13 protein-coding genes and 1 pseudogene are annotated in these 14,192 nt (G+C 70.1%); 9 read left to right on the top strand and 5 right to left on the bottom strand.

What is annotated here, in order from left to right; all coding sequences use genetic code 11:
- Positions 1-62: 62 nt before the first annotated feature.
- The 6 genes from ASG05_RS10190 (at position 63) to ASG05_RS10165 (ending at position 5,395) form a co-directional block, all read left to right on the top strand.
- Positions 63-1,799, top strand: a complete 1,737-nt coding sequence (locus ASG05_RS10190) for a dihydroxyacetone kinase family protein (protein WP_056260282.1) — start codon at positions 63-65, stop codon at positions 1,797-1,799.
- A gap of 35 nt (positions 1,800-1,834) precedes the next feature.
- Positions 1,835-2,323 carry a ribose-5-phosphate isomerase gene (locus ASG05_RS10185; protein WP_056260280.1) on the top strand — a complete coding sequence of 163 codons (489 nt, stop codon included), beginning with the start codon at positions 1,835-1,837 and terminating at the stop codon, positions 2,321-2,323.
- Positions 2,320-3,207 carry a triose-phosphate isomerase family protein gene (locus tag ASG05_RS10180; RefSeq protein ID WP_235491458.1) on the top strand — a complete coding sequence of 296 codons (888 nt, stop codon included), beginning with the start codon at positions 2,320-2,322 and terminating at the stop codon, positions 3,205-3,207. Before ASG05_RS10185 ends, ASG05_RS10180 begins: the two co-directional genes overlap by 4 nt.
- Positions 3,204-4,013, top strand: coding sequence for a sugar phosphate isomerase/epimerase (locus tag ASG05_RS10175; RefSeq protein WP_056260279.1), 810 nt, complete (start codon positions 3,204-3,206; stop codon positions 4,011-4,013). The genes ASG05_RS10180 and ASG05_RS10175 overlap by 4 nt, the downstream gene beginning before the upstream one ends.
- Positions 4,006-4,926 carry a phosphogluconate dehydrogenase C-terminal domain-containing protein gene (locus tag ASG05_RS10170; protein WP_082486620.1) on the top strand — a complete coding sequence of 307 codons (921 nt, stop codon included), beginning with the start codon at positions 4,006-4,008 and terminating at the stop codon, positions 4,924-4,926. Before ASG05_RS10175 ends, ASG05_RS10170 begins: the two co-directional genes overlap by 8 nt.
- Positions 4,927-5,083: 157 nt before the next feature.
- Entirely contained in the window at positions 5,084-5,395 is a 312-nt protein-coding gene (locus ASG05_RS10165) for a Dabb family protein (protein ID WP_056260276.1), read from the top strand.
- A gap of 63 nt (positions 5,396-5,458) precedes the next feature.
- Here ASG05_RS10165 and ASG05_RS16735 read toward each other — a convergent pair whose 3' ends face one another.
- Together ASG05_RS16735 and ASG05_RS17050 are read right to left on the bottom strand one after the other, a co-directional pair.
- Complete coding sequence (locus ASG05_RS16735) at positions 5,459-6,214, bottom strand: hypothetical protein (protein ID WP_056260274.1); 756 nt, start codon at positions 6,212-6,214, stop codon at positions 5,459-5,461.
- A gap of 171 nt (positions 6,215-6,385) precedes the next feature.
- Positions 6,386-6,469, bottom strand: a pseudogene (locus ASG05_RS17050) (DUF2510 domain-containing protein); the annotation flags it as partial.
- Positions 6,470-6,728: 259 nt separating this feature from the next.
- Between ASG05_RS17050 and ASG05_RS10155 the strand changes: the two are divergent.
- Both ASG05_RS10155 and ASG05_RS16350 read left to right on the top strand, forming a co-directional pair.
- Positions 6,729-7,160: a hypothetical protein gene (locus ASG05_RS10155; RefSeq protein WP_056260272.1), complete on the top strand. Its 432-nt coding sequence runs from the start codon at positions 6,729-6,731 to the stop codon at positions 7,158-7,160.
- A gap of 305 nt (positions 7,161-7,465) precedes the next feature.
- Positions 7,466-8,488, top strand: coding sequence for a hypothetical protein (locus ASG05_RS16350; protein ID WP_157490167.1), 1,023 nt, complete (start codon positions 7,466-7,468; stop codon positions 8,486-8,488).
- A gap of 332 nt (positions 8,489-8,820) precedes the next feature.
- Here ASG05_RS16350 and ASG05_RS10150 read toward each other — a convergent pair whose 3' ends face one another.
- The 3 genes from ASG05_RS10150 to ASG05_RS10140 form a co-directional block, all read right to left on the bottom strand.
- Positions 8,821-9,876, bottom strand: coding sequence for a zinc-binding dehydrogenase (locus ASG05_RS10150; protein ID WP_056260270.1), 1,056 nt, complete (start codon positions 9,874-9,876; stop codon positions 8,821-8,823).
- 67 nt (positions 9,877-9,943) lie between these two features.
- Entirely contained in the window at positions 9,944-11,185 is a 1,242-nt protein-coding gene (locus ASG05_RS10145) for an MFS transporter (protein ID WP_157490166.1), read from the bottom strand.
- Positions 11,186-11,278: 93 nt separating this feature from the next.
- Positions 11,279-11,494: a hypothetical protein gene (locus tag ASG05_RS10140; protein WP_157490165.1), complete on the bottom strand. Its 216-nt coding sequence runs from the start codon at positions 11,492-11,494 to the stop codon at positions 11,279-11,281.
- A gap of 306 nt (positions 11,495-11,800) precedes the next feature.
- Between ASG05_RS10140 and ASG05_RS10135 the strand changes: the two genes are divergently transcribed.
- Positions 11,801-13,885: a hypothetical protein gene (locus ASG05_RS10135; RefSeq protein WP_162240648.1), complete on the top strand. Its 2,085-nt coding sequence runs from the start codon at positions 11,801-11,803 to the stop codon at positions 13,883-13,885.
- Positions 13,886-14,192: the final 307 nt, after the last annotated feature.

Below are 14,192 nucleotides of genomic sequence, written 5' to 3'. Positions count from 1 at the left end.
CCTCTTCGCCCCGTCGCCGTGCCGTCGCGCCGTCGACCGGACCACCGCCTCCTGGAGTTCTCATGACACGCCTCTTCAACGATCCGGGCGACTTCGCCGACGAGATGATCGACGGCTTCGTGGCCGCCAACCAGCGCTGGGTGCGACGGGTCCACGGCGGCGTGGTCCGGGCGACCCGCTCGACCCCCGGCAGCGTCGCCCTCGTCGTCGGCGGCGGCTCCGGTCACTACCCGGCCTTCGGCGGGCTCGTCGGCCAGGGCCTCGCCCACGGCGCCGCCCTCGGCAACCTCTTCGCGTCGCCCTCGTGGCAGCAGGTGCGGTCCGTTGCCAAGTCCGCCCAGAACGGCGGGGGCGTCCTGCTCAGCTACGGCAACTACGCCGGTGACGTCCTCAACTTCGACAAGGCCCAGCAGAAGCTGATCGACGAGGGCGTCGAGACGCGCACGGTCGTCGTCACCGACGACATCTCGAGCGCGTCGATCGCCGAGAAGCACAAGCGTCGTGGCATCGCCGGCGACCTCACCGTCTTCAAGTCGGCCGCGGCCGCCGCCGAAGATGGTGCCGACCTCGACGACGTCGTCCGCGTCGCCGTCAAGGCGAACGAGCGCACTCGCAGCGTCGGCGTGGCGTTCTCGGGCTGCTCGCTGCCCGGGGCCGACGAGCCGCTCTTCACCGTGCCCGAGGGCCGCATGGCCGTCGGCATGGGCATCCACGGCGAACCGGGCATCGGCGAGACCGACGTCCCCACGGCCGACGGCCTGGCCGAGCTGCTCGTCGAGTCGCTGCTCGCGAGCGACGAACTGCCCGACGGCGTCGACGAGGCGCGCGGCGGGCGCGTCGCCGTGCTGCTCAACGGCCTCGGCTCGGTCAAGTACGAAGAGCTCTTCGTCGTCTACGCCCGGGTCGACGCCCTGCTGCGCGAGGCGGGCGTCGAGGTCGTCGAGCCCGAGGTCGGCGAGCTCGTCACGAGCTTCGACATGGCCGGCGTCTCGCTGACCCTGTTCTGGCTCGACGACGAACTCGAGCGCCTCTGGGCGGCCCCCGTCGACGCACCCGCCTACAAGAAGGGCTCCGTCGACGCCGCGCTGCGGGCGGACGACGCCGAGCAGGAGGCGCGGGTCGCGATCACGATCCCGCCCGCGACCCCCGCGTCGCAGCAGACCGCCCACCTGGTGCTGGCCGCCCTCGAGGCGGTTCGGGCCACCGTCGAGGAGAACGTCGACGAGCTCGGACGCATCGACGCCGTCGCCGGGGACGGCGACCACGGCATCGGCATGCAGCGCGGGGTCCACGCCGCCGTCGCCGCGGCTCGTGAGGCCGTGCTCGCCGGTGCGGGGGCGGGCACCGTCCTCGACCTCGCCGGCGACGCCTGGTCCGACCGTGCCGGTGGCACCTCCGGTGCCCTCTGGGGTGCGGCCCTCGCGAGCCTCGGCGCGGCCGTGGGCGACGAGGCGGCCCCCGACCGCGCCTCCGTGGCCCGAGGCGTCTCGGCCGCGACCGAGGCGATCCTCGAGTTCGGCGCCACGGTCGGCGACAAGACCATGGTCGACGTGCTCGTCCCCTTCGACGCGGCGCTCACCGCCGCGGTCGACAGCGGGGCCGACCTCGCTACGGCCTGGGCCACGGCGGCCGAGGTCGCCGTGACGGCGGCCGCGGCGACGGCCGACCTGCTGCCCAAGATGGGCCGCGCCCGGCCCCACGCCGAGAAGAGCCTCGGCACGCCCGACGCCGGCGCCACCTCGCTCGGGCTCATCACGCGAGCCGTCGGACGCGTCCTCGCGCCGCAGCCCGCCGCGTGATCCCCTCCTCAACACCCTCCACGAAAGGCACCACCATGGCTGACCAGCTGCGCATCGTCGTCGGATCGGACGACGCCGGGTACGACTACAAAGAGGTCCTCAAGAAGGACCTCGAGGCGAACGACGGGGTCGCGAGCGTCGCCGACGTCGGGGTCGCCGCCGACGGCCACACCGCCTACCCGCACGTCGCCGTCGAGGCGGCCCGCATGGTCGCCGACGGCCGCGCCGACCGGGCGATCCTGATCTGCGGCACCGGGCTCGGCGTCGCCATCGCGGCCAACAAGGTGCCCGGCATCCGGGCGGTGACCGCGCACGACACGTTCTCGGTCGAGCGCGCCGTGCTGTCGAACGACGCGCAGGTGCTCTGCATGGGCCAGCGCGTGATCGGCGTCGAGCTCATGCGCCGCCTGGCGAAGGAGTTCCTCACCTACCGCTTCGACACCTCGAGCGCCTCGGCCGAGAAGGTCGCGGCGATCTGCGGCTACGACGGCTCGGGCGAGCCCGTCGGCATCGACGCGGCGTGACCGACGTGGCGACCGCACCCGTCCGGCCCCCCTCGGCCCGCTTCACGATCGGGGTGAGCCTCAAGATGTACTTCTCGCACGCGAAGACCCTCGCGTGGAGCACCGAGGTGGCCGAGATCGCGCGGCGCCACCCCGCCCTGCGGCAGGGCGTGGTCGAGCTGTTCGTCGTGCCGACGTTCCCGTCGCTCGTCCCCGTGCAGGAGGCGCTGGCCGGCACCCCGGTCCGCCTCGGTGCCCAAGACCTCGCGACCGACGACGCCGGGGCCTTCACGGGTGAGGTCAGCGGCGCCGAGCTGGCCGAGATCGGCTGCACCCTCGCCGAGATCGGCCACGCCGAACGGCGCGCGCTCTTCCACGAGGACGATGCGGTCGTCGCGGCCAAGACGGCCGCGGCGCTGCGCCACGGCATCACCCCGCTGCTCTGCGTGGGCGAGGCCGACGAGACGTCGCCCGCCCTCGCGGCCCTCGAGGTGACGCAGCAGCTCGACCTGGCCCTGGCCGCGGCCGACGAGGCCGGGCTGGCCGGTGCACTGCTCGTCGCCTACGAGCCCCTGTGGGCGATCGGCGCCCCGGTCCCGGCGTCCGCCGGCCACATCACCGCGGTGGTCGCGGCCGTCGAGGAGCACCTCGCCGGCCTGCCCGATCGCGCGGGCAGCCGGGTGATCTACGGCGGCAGCGCCGGTCCTGGGTTGCTGACCGGTCTGGGCGGCCAGGTCCGAGGGCTGTTCCTCGGCCGCTTCGCCCACGACCCCTCCGCCGTGGAGCGCATCCTCGACGAGGCGCTGGCGCTCGCGCTCGACGAGACGCTGGCCGACGACGACGACTCGGCCGACGCGACGGCCACCGCCGACACTGCCGCGCCCCGAGACCGGGTGACCTCGTGATCGGCCTCAGCACCTACGCCTACTTCTGGCGCGGCAGCGACCTCGTCCCGGGGCCGATGACCCTCGACGACATGCTGCGCGACACGGCTGCGCAGGGCGTCCGGTTGTTCCAGATCTGCGACCACGAGGCCCTGACCGGCTACTCCGACGAGCAGCTCGCCGCGCTGCGGGGCCTGGCCGACGAGCTCGGGCTGACGCTCGAACTCGGCACCCGGGGCACCGGGCCGACCGTCTTGCGGACGTGGCTGCGACTCGCGGTGGCGCTGCGCGCCTCCCTGGTCCGCAGCATGTGGACGGCGGGCGACGACCGCCCCGACGCGGCCGAGACCGAGCGCCGGCTGCGCGAGGTGCTGCCCGAGTACGAGGAGGCGGGGGTCACCCTCGCCCTCGAGACCTACGAGCAGGTCGGGTCGACCGAGCTCGTGGCCGTCGTGCGTGCGGTCGGCAGCCCGCGGCTCGGCATCGTGCTCGACCCGGCGAACACCGTGGCGAACCTCGAGCACCCGGCCGACGTGACGGCCCGTTGCCTGCCGTTCGTCGCGAACTGGCACGTGAAGGACTTCGCGTTCTCGCGGAAGGACGGCTGGGTCGGGTTCGCCCTGACCAGCACCCCGCTCGGCGAGGGACGACTCGACTACGACGGCATCCGGGCGGCGCTCGACGAGCGCGACGGAGGCGCGACGAGCGTCAACCAGGTCGTCGAGCACTGGCTGCCCTGGCAGGGCGACCCCGAGACCACCACGCGGCTCGAAGCCGAGTGGACGACACGAACCATCTCTGAACTAAGGAGCAAGAACAATGACTGACACCCTCGACACGACCGCCCCCGAGAGCACCGTCACGTACGCCGACGGTCAGGGCTCGTCCGACGTCACCGTCGCCGTCATCGGCGCCGGCGGCAAGATGGGCCAGCGGGTCTCGAACAACCTCGCCAAGAGCGCCTACACGACCCTCTACAGCGAGGCGTCGCCCGCCGGCGTCGAGCTGATCGAGTCGCTCGGCCGCACGGTGACCGCGACCGACGTGGCCGTGGAGGACGCCGACGTGGTCATCCTGGCCGTGCCCGACGTGGTGCTCGGCAAGGTCTCCGAGCAGGTCGTCCCGGCGATGAAGAGCGGCGCCGTCATCTTGACCCTCGACCCGGCGGCCGCCTACGCGGGCCTGCTCGCCGTGCGCGAGGACATCCACTACGCGGTGGCGCACCCCTGCCACCCCAGCGTGTTCCTCGAGCGCACCACGAAAGAGGAGTGGGCCGACACGTTCGGTGGCGTGGCCGCCCCGCAGGAGGTCGTCGCGGCGCTCGAGGGCGTGGCCGACGACTCGCCCGTGCGTGAGCTGATGACGCAGGTCATCTCGACGATCTACGCACCCGTCATCGCCGTGCACTACGTGACGGTCAAGCAGCTGGCCGTGCTCGAGCCGACGCTGGTCGAGACGATGGCCTGCATGATCGGTGCGTTCTTGAAGGAGGCGCTCGAAGAGACCGTCGACGGCGTCGGGGTGCCCTACGAGGCGGCCCGCGCGATGCTCTACGGCCACACCTGGATCGCGCTGACCAACGGCCTGCGCGGCTCGAACCCGTTCAGCGACGCCTGCCACATCGCGATGGACTACGGCCGCGAGTCGATCGTCAAGGACGACTGGAAGAAGATCTTCGACGACAGCCAGCTCGACAGCGTCATCGCGCGGATGCTCAAGATCGACGCCGTCCGCCGCTAGGCCGCGTCGACCGGACGCAGGAGGCGCGGGTCGCGTGACCCGCGCCTCCTGCGTTCGCGCGTGGTGCGGTGGTCGCTCGGGCCGGCCCCTCGTGCGGTGCCCGTGTCAGGATCAGGTGACCTGCCGCGTCGAGCAGCGTCGACTGGAGGGTTCGCGGATGGCCGAGACGGACGAGATCGTGCACGTGGTGCTGGTCGAGTGGGCCGAGGGGGCGCCGGCCGACGCGTCCGAGCAGGCGTCACGCTTGTCGACCGAGCACCTGACCGGCATCGACGGCGTGCTGTCGGTGTCGAGTGGCGAGAGCGTCAGCCCCGAACAACTCGAGGCCCGCTTCGACTGGATGCTCGTGGTCCGCTTCCGCGACGCCGCCGCGCGCGACGGCTACCTCCCCCACCCGTCGCACCAGCCCGTGGCGACCTACCTCGGCGACGCGTCCGCCCGCGTCGTCGTCTTCGACGTCGCGGCCTGACGCGACGGACGACGAAAGGAGGCGCTGGTCACCCGACCAGCGCCTCCTTCGCTCCTGCCTCGACTAGAAGGCGATGTACTCGCCGTTGTCGTAGAGCACGAACGACTGCGCGGCCTCGGGCACGATGTAGGCGGTGTATCCGGTGAAGGACGAACCCGGGTACAGGGTGGGGCCGTCGTTCATCGAGGGCATCCCGTCACCGAAGACGACGTACTCGCTGTCGTAGCGGTTCCCCTCGGGGGTCGCGAGCGAGAGGTCGTACGAGGCCAGCGACGGCTCGACGCCGTCCGGGTCGATGCCCGTCATCGAGAGTTCGGCGACGACGTACTTGAAGCCTGCCGGGGCTTCGTCGTTGAACATGTTCCATTGCTCGACGAGTGCACCGGCGTTCGCGTCGACGATCTTCGCGGTCAGGCTGTACTTCTCTCCCCCGAGGAAGCCCTTGGCGACGTGGGGCTGCGGTGCCGGGTTCTCGATGGTGCCGGTCGCGACGGGTGCTTCGCTCGCCGCGGGCTCGGGCTCGGACGTCTCGGGCGCGGCTGCCTCCTCCGTCGGCTCGGCGGGTTCGCTGACCTCGGCCGTGGCCTCGGCCGTCTCGATCACGCTTGCTTCGGTGGCCGTCGTGCCGGGGCCGGCCAGCGCGGCCGACGTCGCGATGATGCCGGTGAGCAGGGCGACGCTACCGAGGGCGAGGCCCGTGATGGCGGCGTTCTTCTGCTGCTTCTTGACGAGCGCAGAGATGCCCAAGGCGACGCCTCCGAGAGCCAGGAGGAGGCCGAGCACGGGGACGAGACCGGTGAGGAAGGCAGCGATCCCCACGAAGAGGGCTGCCAGAGCCAGCTTCCGGGATCGAGCCCCCGGCGCAGCTCCGTTCGGTTGGAAGGGCGGAGCCTGCTGCGCGTCAGGACCGGGTTGAGCGGGCGGAACCTGCATGGCGTCGGGACCCGGTGCGGGCATCGCCGGCACTTCGGCGACCGTCGGAGCTGCGTCGTACCAGCGCTGTCCGTCCCAGTAGCGCGGTTCGTTGTTGGCGTGCGGGGCTGGGTACCAGCCGGCGGGCGTCTCGTGAGGCAAGGTTCGAACTTTCGGGTCAGGTCGACAAGGGCGCGCAGCGACGCCGAACGTCCGTCGGGCGTTCGTCGCGAAGACTGGTGGAGCCCGAGAGAGGATGGCTGCACCAGAAGGTCAGGAGTCGGCGATCGGAGGTTCCTCGACCGCTTCACCACTGCCTGCTCGCCACACGCTAGTGGAAAACGAATAATCCTCGCAGCCCCCGTTCGTGTCACTCCGGGTCGACCCGACGAGGCCGGCAGCGTGGCGGTAGGTTCACCCCATGAAGCTCCTCGCCGGCCTTCTCACCGCCGTACTGGTGGTGACGGTGCTCCTGGTGCTCGCGGTGCGGGCCGACCCGGACGTGCCGCTGTCGTTGTCCGGGGCCGACGCACGCATCCCGTACTGCACGACCTACGAGCCGGTGATCGTCGCCGACCTCACGACCGACACCCTGCCGACCTGCGCACCACACGGGGTCGAGATGCGGTTCCCCGACGGCTACGTCATCGATCTGCCCGACGAACCCGGCACCGGAGGCCGCTCCGACGGCGGCCACGACTACACCTACGTCGACGTCGGCGCCTTCGGCATGTACGCCGCCCGGGCCGACCACGCCTGCGAGCAGATCGAGCAGTGGGGCACGCCCGAGGCCATCCGCCGCGTCACCGAGGCCTTCGGCGACGACTACGTCTGCGTCCCCGACCGCCCCTGACCCGAGGAGGCGCGGGTCGGCCCCCCGAGACACGCGTGACATGCTTCGATTAGGGGTCGCAGGAGGTCCTTCGCCCACAGACAAGGTTGACGCGACAGCAACTCATCCGGCGTTATACCGCCAAATGTGAGGAATGACTCCAAATTCTCGGCCCCGCCATCAGCCCCACTGGTCGTAGGAGGACACCTACAAGAGGGCACGGACGTTTGCGAGTGTCGTCCGCAATGACGACGCGTCAAGATCAAAAACACGGGGTGGCAGGTAAAGCTACTTGCGCCCTTGCTAAGGCTGCAAGGAGAGGAGATATGACGATGCATAAGACTGCGAGGACGGTGCCGACGGCGTCTCGCGAGAAAGTCTTCGAGGGCGCATCGGACGTTGTAGTGCGCGGAAGTGATCACAAGGCCAGTGGCGACGTCATCGCCGCATGCGGACTGTGCCAGCAGGATCGACCCCTTCAGTTGAGCCACGTTGTTCCTAAGTGGGCGGGGCAGTGGGCAAAGCGTGAGGGTCGGCCTATCGGGAGCTACCTAACGCTCGGAGTCAAGACACAGACCAACGACTACCCGAAGCACTACCTACTTTGCACCGTCTGTGAGCAGTGGCTGGGCCGCGCCGAGCAATATCAAGCCTCGATCACAAAGGGACGCCCTCAGGACCTTGCCGATGTGCGCGTCAGCTTGCGTCGGGAGAGCGATGTCGTGGTCCTCCGCGGCGTTGAGGCACGCTTACTGTACAGAGCAGCCGCTGGGCTGATGCTCAAGTCGGCTCTCGCGCCAAGCGCCCTTTTCCGCAAGGCGACTCTAAGTCGACGTGAACTTCGTGAGCTGCGAAGAGCGATCCTCGACGATGACTACGACCGGTCACGGATGACTCTGTTTGTCACGAAGTGGGTAAACACTAGCGTTCAGGGAGCCAACCCGCGCAGCCTGCTGAACGTTGGATGGGAACGCCAGGACGGCGGCGTTCTGAACGATGTGCTGATGGGCGGGTTTTCCTGGACTTTCTTCCTGGGTCCCACAACCCGGTTTGAGAGTACGGCGTTTCCAACTTTGAGTGATGCAGACGCAGATCGTTGGTTTCTCAATGTCGGCGGGCGAGCTTGGGTGGTTCCGGTGGCTGAATGGTCCATTCATCGATACGTTGCTCACCTTATGGGTCTGGATGGCCCGGACAAACAGGAACACGACCACACGACATTAGATGTTGACATGGAGTGTCCGTGCGGAATAGGCAACGTAACCCTCAAGGACTGCTGCTTAGCACGATGGCTACCCGCGTCGCTTGCCGCATCAGGCTCTGCGGGCGATATGGAGCTAGATATGTAGCACCAATAACAGCTGCGCTGGCGGCGAGCGATGTCGTGCATGGTGCAGCGACCAGTTGACGAACTCGTTCATGGAATATCGCAATGATCCGCCGCGCGCCGCCGAAATGGGGCAAGGACTGGATGTGGCAAGGAAGCCCACCGGCGAGGCTCAACTCTTCCGACGAGCCAACGTGAGTCGTTCACTCGGAGGCGAGAAACACTGAATGCGTGCTGATGTAAACCAACAAACTTGACTCCGTGTCGCACTCGGCTGATGTCAAGCTCTTATCGGTCGTCGCAACCGTCGGCTGCATACCAGTTGCTCGTCAATGACTTGACGAGTCATGCCCGTCACCCGTTCGGCGCGACCAGCACCTTCGCGTGCTCGGTCTTGCCGCTGTCGAGCTCCTCGAGCAACCCCGGCAGGTCGTCGAGCCCGACCGTCCCCGTGATCAGCGGCCCCGCCTCGACCGAGCCGTCGGCGAGCGCGCGCATCGCGCCGACGAATTCGGAGTGCGTGTAGGCGAGGCTGCCGACGACGGTGAGCTCGCGGCTCTGCCAGTCGCCGTTCGAGACCTCGGAGGTGGTCATCGGGTAGCCGAGCAGCGCGAGCGTGCCGCCGCGGCGGACGAGCTCGGCGCTCGGCTGGAACAGTGAGGAGGCGCCGGTGCACTCGTAGAGGACGTCCGCCCCGAGTCCGCCGGTCAGCTCGAGCACCCGGGCCGTGAAGCCCGCGCCGGGAGCGTGGACGTCGGTGAAGCCGAGGCGGCGGGCGGTCTCACGCCGCGCCTCCATGGGTTCGACGACGATGACGGCTCCGGCACCGGCGTGGCGGGCGTGCTGGGCGGTGAGCAGGCCGATGGGGCCGGCGCCCTGCACGATGACGACCGAGCCGAGTCGCTGGCCGGCGCGGCGGACGGCGTGGAACGTGACGGCGGTGGGTTCGACGAGGCCGAGTTGTTCGTCACTGAGGCCGTCGAGGGCGCGTTGGACGCGGCGTTCGTGGACGGTGACGTGTTGGGCGAAGGCTCCGTGGGTGGGGGCGTCGGGCGAGATGCCGTTGGCTTCGGCGAAGGCCGTGTCGCAGTGGTCGGGGTGTCCGGCGCGGCACATGGCACAGGCGCCGCACGGCGGGCCGACGCTGGCGACGACGCGGTCCCCCACGGCGACGGTGGTCACCTGGTCGCCGGCCGCGACGACGGTGCCGGTCCACTCGTGGCCGAACACCGCAGCGGGGATAAGCCCGCCCGACGCCCACCCGTGGGTGTCCGTCGCGCAGACGCCCGTGTAGCGGATGCGCACGACGACCTGCGACCCGACCGGAGCCTCGAGGTCGGCCTCGGCGAAGGCGACCGAGCGCTCGGCGTCGACGGTGGCGAAACGGGTGCGGGTAGGCAGGTCGGTCATGCAGCCCAGGGTAGGCGTGGGCGACAGGTGTCGCCCAGTGGGCTGAGTGGAGAGTGGCAGTCAGCCGTCAGTCCGTCGTCAGCCGAGCCCGCCGCAGCGGCCCGACGAAGAGGGCCATCGCGGCAGCGAGAACGACGAGGGCCGCGCTCACCGTGAACGTGACTTCGAGGGTGGACACGGCGACACCCTGGCCGAAGAGCACGTAGGCGATGGGAGTCAAGCCGAGCGCGGAGAAGTTGACGAGTGCCATGACGCGTCCCAGGTAGTGGCGGTCCGTACGCGCCTGGATGAGACCGACGAGCAGTGCGCTTCCTGGTCCGAACGCGAAACCGGCGAGGGCGACGGCGAGCGCCGCGAGCGGAAAGGTCGGCGCGAACGGAACGAGCCCGAGGGCGGACCCGCCGAGCATGATCCAGAGGAGCGCATTGAGTGCCGGGCGTTGGACGCGCTTCTGGAAGGCGACGGTCAAGGCACCCGAGATGGCACCGAGAGCGTAGGCGCTCAGCACCAAGCTGTACGTCGCGGCCCCCCAGCCCCGCTCGTCGCTGAGGAGGACCAGTCCCACGTTGAGCGGGCCCGCCAACCCGAGGTTCAGCACCGTGACGACGATGAGTGTGCTCAGTAGAGCCCTGTCCATCGCCGCGTACCTGAGTCCGCCCGTCAGGGAGGCCCGGATCGACTCGTCGCCGGTTCGTTCGGACAGGCTCGTCGGGCCGTCCGTGACTCGACGAAGAGATCGCAGCATGAGCCACGCCAGCAAGAACAGCACCACGTTGACCACCATGGCGGTGGGTAGTCCACCGAACGCGACGACGAGGCCACCGAGAGGCGCCCCGGCGACGAGAGCGCCTCGCTCGAGGGTCTGTACGAAGCCCTGCCCGGCGGGCAGGTCACCCGGTGCGAGGAGTTGGGGCGGAAGGGCCGCGGCGGCTGGCATGTGCGCCGCGTCCAGCACGCCGAAGAGGACGGCGACCACCAGGAGAGGCCACAACTCGTCGACACCGAGCGCGAGGACGAAACCTGCGCCGGCCCCCATCAAGAGGATGCGGCCGATCTGACTGCGGAGCGCCACCGTGAGCGCTCCGAAGCGATCTGCGGCAGCACCACCGACCAGGAGGAGGACCGCCCGGGGAATCGAACCGGCAGCCAAGACGAGCGCGGTCTGCCCCGAAGACTCCAGCTGGCTCGCAGCCCAGGCCAGGGAGACGAACCAGATCTGGTCGCCGACGAGGGAGGCACCGAAGCCAGCCAGGTACCTCCTGAACGCCCGGTCGGACAGCGCGTGGCCGCGCTTAGGCCCCCCGGTCATGAGGACGGCCCCCTCTTCGGTGATCGGAGGGGCCGTCAAGGCGCTTCCTGAGGCCCTCTTCACGACCCGGTCCTGGATGGAGCGATGCGCCAGTCACTCATGGCGCCTCGACACGTCGACTGGCCCCGGCTGCGCCTCCTTCGACGGACGTTCGGGCCGTGTCGCCTGGACGATCTGCCCGATCATGAGGACGACGACGAAGAGCCCCCAGAAGACCGACCCATCGACATCGACCGCGTAGACGCAGGCGAAGCACGCGATGACGATGCAGTTGAGGACGACCATCCACTGCAGTTCATAGCGGGACACGGTCGGCCTCACCCGACCCGGTTGCACTCGTTCGCGAACATCGACGCTCCTCCTTCAGCCAGAGCCCGCCCCGCACGAGCCACGACCACCCTATGACAATGCGACATATTGGCAACAGACCAGGGGTGCTCGAAGCGCAGGCGGCGGACACGGACGCCATCGGCGAGGGATACTCAAAGCATTCCCGACAGGGCGGGCCGACCTCGGTCGCCTCCTCCCCCGGCACCGACCAGAACCGGATCACCCATGCGCGCCTCCGCCGCCTCCCGCCGTCCACCTCGCCTCCTGGCCCGTTCGCTCGCGCTGGTGGCTGCGACCGCGATCGCGGGGCTCGCCGCGGTGGTGCCGTCCCAGGCCGCCCTCGCCGCCCCGATCGGCATGACCGGTGCCGTGGTCACACCCGTCGCCGCCACGCCGGCCGACGTCCCCACGACCCTGGCGGCGACGTGCGGGTCGAGCCTCGTGAACACGGGCCGAGTGCGCTGCGGCGCGGCCGTCACGATGCGCTACGGCCAGGGCACGCAGCAGCAGCTCGTGTCGTACCAGGCCGGTGGGCGCACGTTCACGGTGCTGCCGAGTGACGACACGGCCGTGAACGCCGAGGTGCTGCGGGTCGACAACGCGACGGCGACGGGTGACCGCGAGAACATCTGGGTCGCGAACTCCCCCGCCGGCTCGCCCTTCACCGGCGTCTCGGGCGACCCGACCGGCCGGACGATGGCCGACGTGCTGAGCAGCCCGTTCGTCACCGAGGGCTCGGACAACCTGTTCGGCAACACCGGAGGCGTGACGACCAACGACGTCGAGCGGTTCAGCGTGCTGCGCGAGTCGCCGCTGACCGCTTCCGACCCGGCCGCCGTGGCGGTGTCGATCGTCGAGCGTGGCGGCAACGACGCGTTCAAGCTGGCGGCCGTGACGGCGGTCGACGGGGCCGGGGCGCCGGTGGCGTGGGGTCCGATCGTGTCGGTGCCGAGGTCGGCGTGGGGTCCGATCCTGACCGGGGTGACGTCGACCGTGTTGCAGCAGCTACCCGGCACGACCGGTTACCGCCCTCTGGACTACACGGCAGCGCAGACCATCGCGGGCGTCTCGGTCTCGCTGACCGATCTGGGCGTGCAGCCCGGGCAGCCCCTGTACGGCGTCTCGCTGGTGGGCAACGACGAGACCTCGATGACCGGTCCGTTCACGACGACGACCAACGAGACCACCGACGGAGGGCTCGACCTGGTCAGCACCGTCTTCGCGACGGCCGTGCAGCCGGTCGCCACGCCCACCGCCGTGACCGGCACGCAGGGAGCCCCGCAGACCCTCCCGGTCGTCGCCACCGGCGGGGACCCGCTGGTGCCGCTCGACCCCACGGCAACCCGTCTCGAGGCGCCCGCGGGCGCCACGGTGGACGCCGACGGAACGGTCGTGGTGGTGCCCGGTGAGGGGCGTTACGAACTCGACCGCGCCTCCGGAACCGTCACCTTCACGCCGGAGCCCGCCTTCACGGGCACGGCGACGCCGGTGCCGTACGTGGTGACCGATGCGGCCGGCGCGACCGCCACCTCGACGCTGACGCCGACGGTGACCACGGTCGCGACGCCCGACACGTCGACCGGTGTGCAGGGGGTGGCCCAGCGTCTCGCGGTGACCGACAACGATGGAGGCGCGGTGTCGGTCGACCCCGCCACCCTCCGTCTCGTCGACGCGAACGGCCAGGACGCCACGACCGTGGTGGTGCCCGGGGAGGGCACCTGGACGGTCGACGGTGAGGAGCTGGTCTTCACGCCCGAGCCCGACTTCGTCGGAACGGCGACGCCGGTGTCGTACCGGGTGGACACCCTGGCCGGTGATGCAGTCGAGTCCACGGCGACGCCGACGGTGACCGCGGCGCCCGTGATGCCGGCGCCGGTGGTGACGGTGCCCGACGTCGTGGTGACGCCGCCTGCGGGTGCGCCGGCGGTCTTCGACCTGCCCGCGGCCGTGCCCGACGTCGTGCCCGAGTCGGTGGTGTTGATCCAGCCGAACGAGGCACCCGCCACCGAGGTCACGACCGACGACGGCACGTGGCAGGTGCAGCCCACCACCGGCGAGGTCGTCTTCACGCCCTCCCCCACCCTCGTCGGAGACCCGGACCCGATCACCTTCGCCGCCGAGCGCACCGACGGCACCGCCGTGACGGGCCGCCTCGTGGTCGACTACGTCGCGGCAGCAGCCGGGCCGACGCCGACGCCGGCACCAGCGGCTGGTGCCGATGCCGCTGCCGCTGCCGCTGCCTTCAGCGGAGCACTGGCGTTCACGGGTTCGGACGCGGGTGCGACGTCAGCTGCCGCCTTCATCGGGGCCGGTGCCCTGCTCGCGGGCCTGGGCCTCATCCTCGCGGGCCGACGTCGTCTGCGGCGCTAACGAGCAGAGCATCGAACTCAGCCCATCGGGCTTCATGGCCGTGAGGGCAGACCGAGCGGACCTACGGCGGCCTGCTCAAAGTCGCACAGCGGGCAGTTGGTTGCCGAGGAGCCGTGGTCGCAGGCAGGAACAGCGGCCTGGCGTTCTCGTGGCCTGAGCGTCGAAGACTCGCCGCGGGACCGCCCCCCGAAACGACGCTTGCGTCTAATTGGAACAAACTCATGTTCTAGAGGGCAGGTGAGAACTCGTTCCGAGAACACCCGTTTGAGGGCTGGCTAGCACCCTGAGACGCCAACCGTTGTGAGAA

It is taken from the genome of Frigoribacterium sp. Leaf186 (assembly GCF_001423905.1).
Taxonomy (GTDB): domain Bacteria; phylum Actinomycetota; class Actinomycetes; order Actinomycetales; family Microbacteriaceae; genus Frigoribacterium.
The sequence above is the reverse complement of the archived record's forward strand: the minus strand, read 5'-3'. Positions and strand labels throughout refer to the sequence as shown.

Excerpts from the sequence above, each read along its gene's own strand:
- ASG05_RS16350 (WP_157490167.1), top strand. The coding sequence starts at position 7,466 with ATGACGATGCATAAGACTGCGAGGACGGTGCCGACGGCGTCTCGCGAG.
- ASG05_RS10185 (WP_056260280.1), top strand. The coding sequence starts at position 1,835 with ATGGCTGACCAGCTGCGCATCGTCGTCGGATCGGACGACGCCGGGTAC.
- ASG05_RS10190 (WP_056260282.1), top strand. The coding sequence starts at position 63 with ATGACACGCCTCTTCAACGATCCGGGCGACTTCGCCGACGAGATGATC.
- ASG05_RS10145 (WP_157490166.1), bottom strand. The coding sequence starts at position 11,185 with ATGACCGGGGGGCCTAAGCGCGGCCACGCGCTGTCCGACCGGGCGTTC.
- ASG05_RS10170 (WP_082486620.1), top strand. The coding sequence starts at position 4,006 with ATGACTGACACCCTCGACACGACCGCCCCCGAGAGCACCGTCACGTAC.
- ASG05_RS10155 (WP_056260272.1), top strand. The coding sequence starts at position 6,729 with ATGAAGCTCCTCGCCGGCCTTCTCACCGCCGTACTGGTGGTGACGGTG.
- ASG05_RS10165 (WP_056260276.1), top strand. The coding sequence starts at position 5,084 with ATGGCCGAGACGGACGAGATCGTGCACGTGGTGCTGGTCGAGTGGGCC.
- ASG05_RS10150 (WP_056260270.1), bottom strand. The coding sequence starts at position 9,876 with ATGACCGACCTGCCTACCCGCACCCGTTTCGCCACCGTCGACGCCGAG.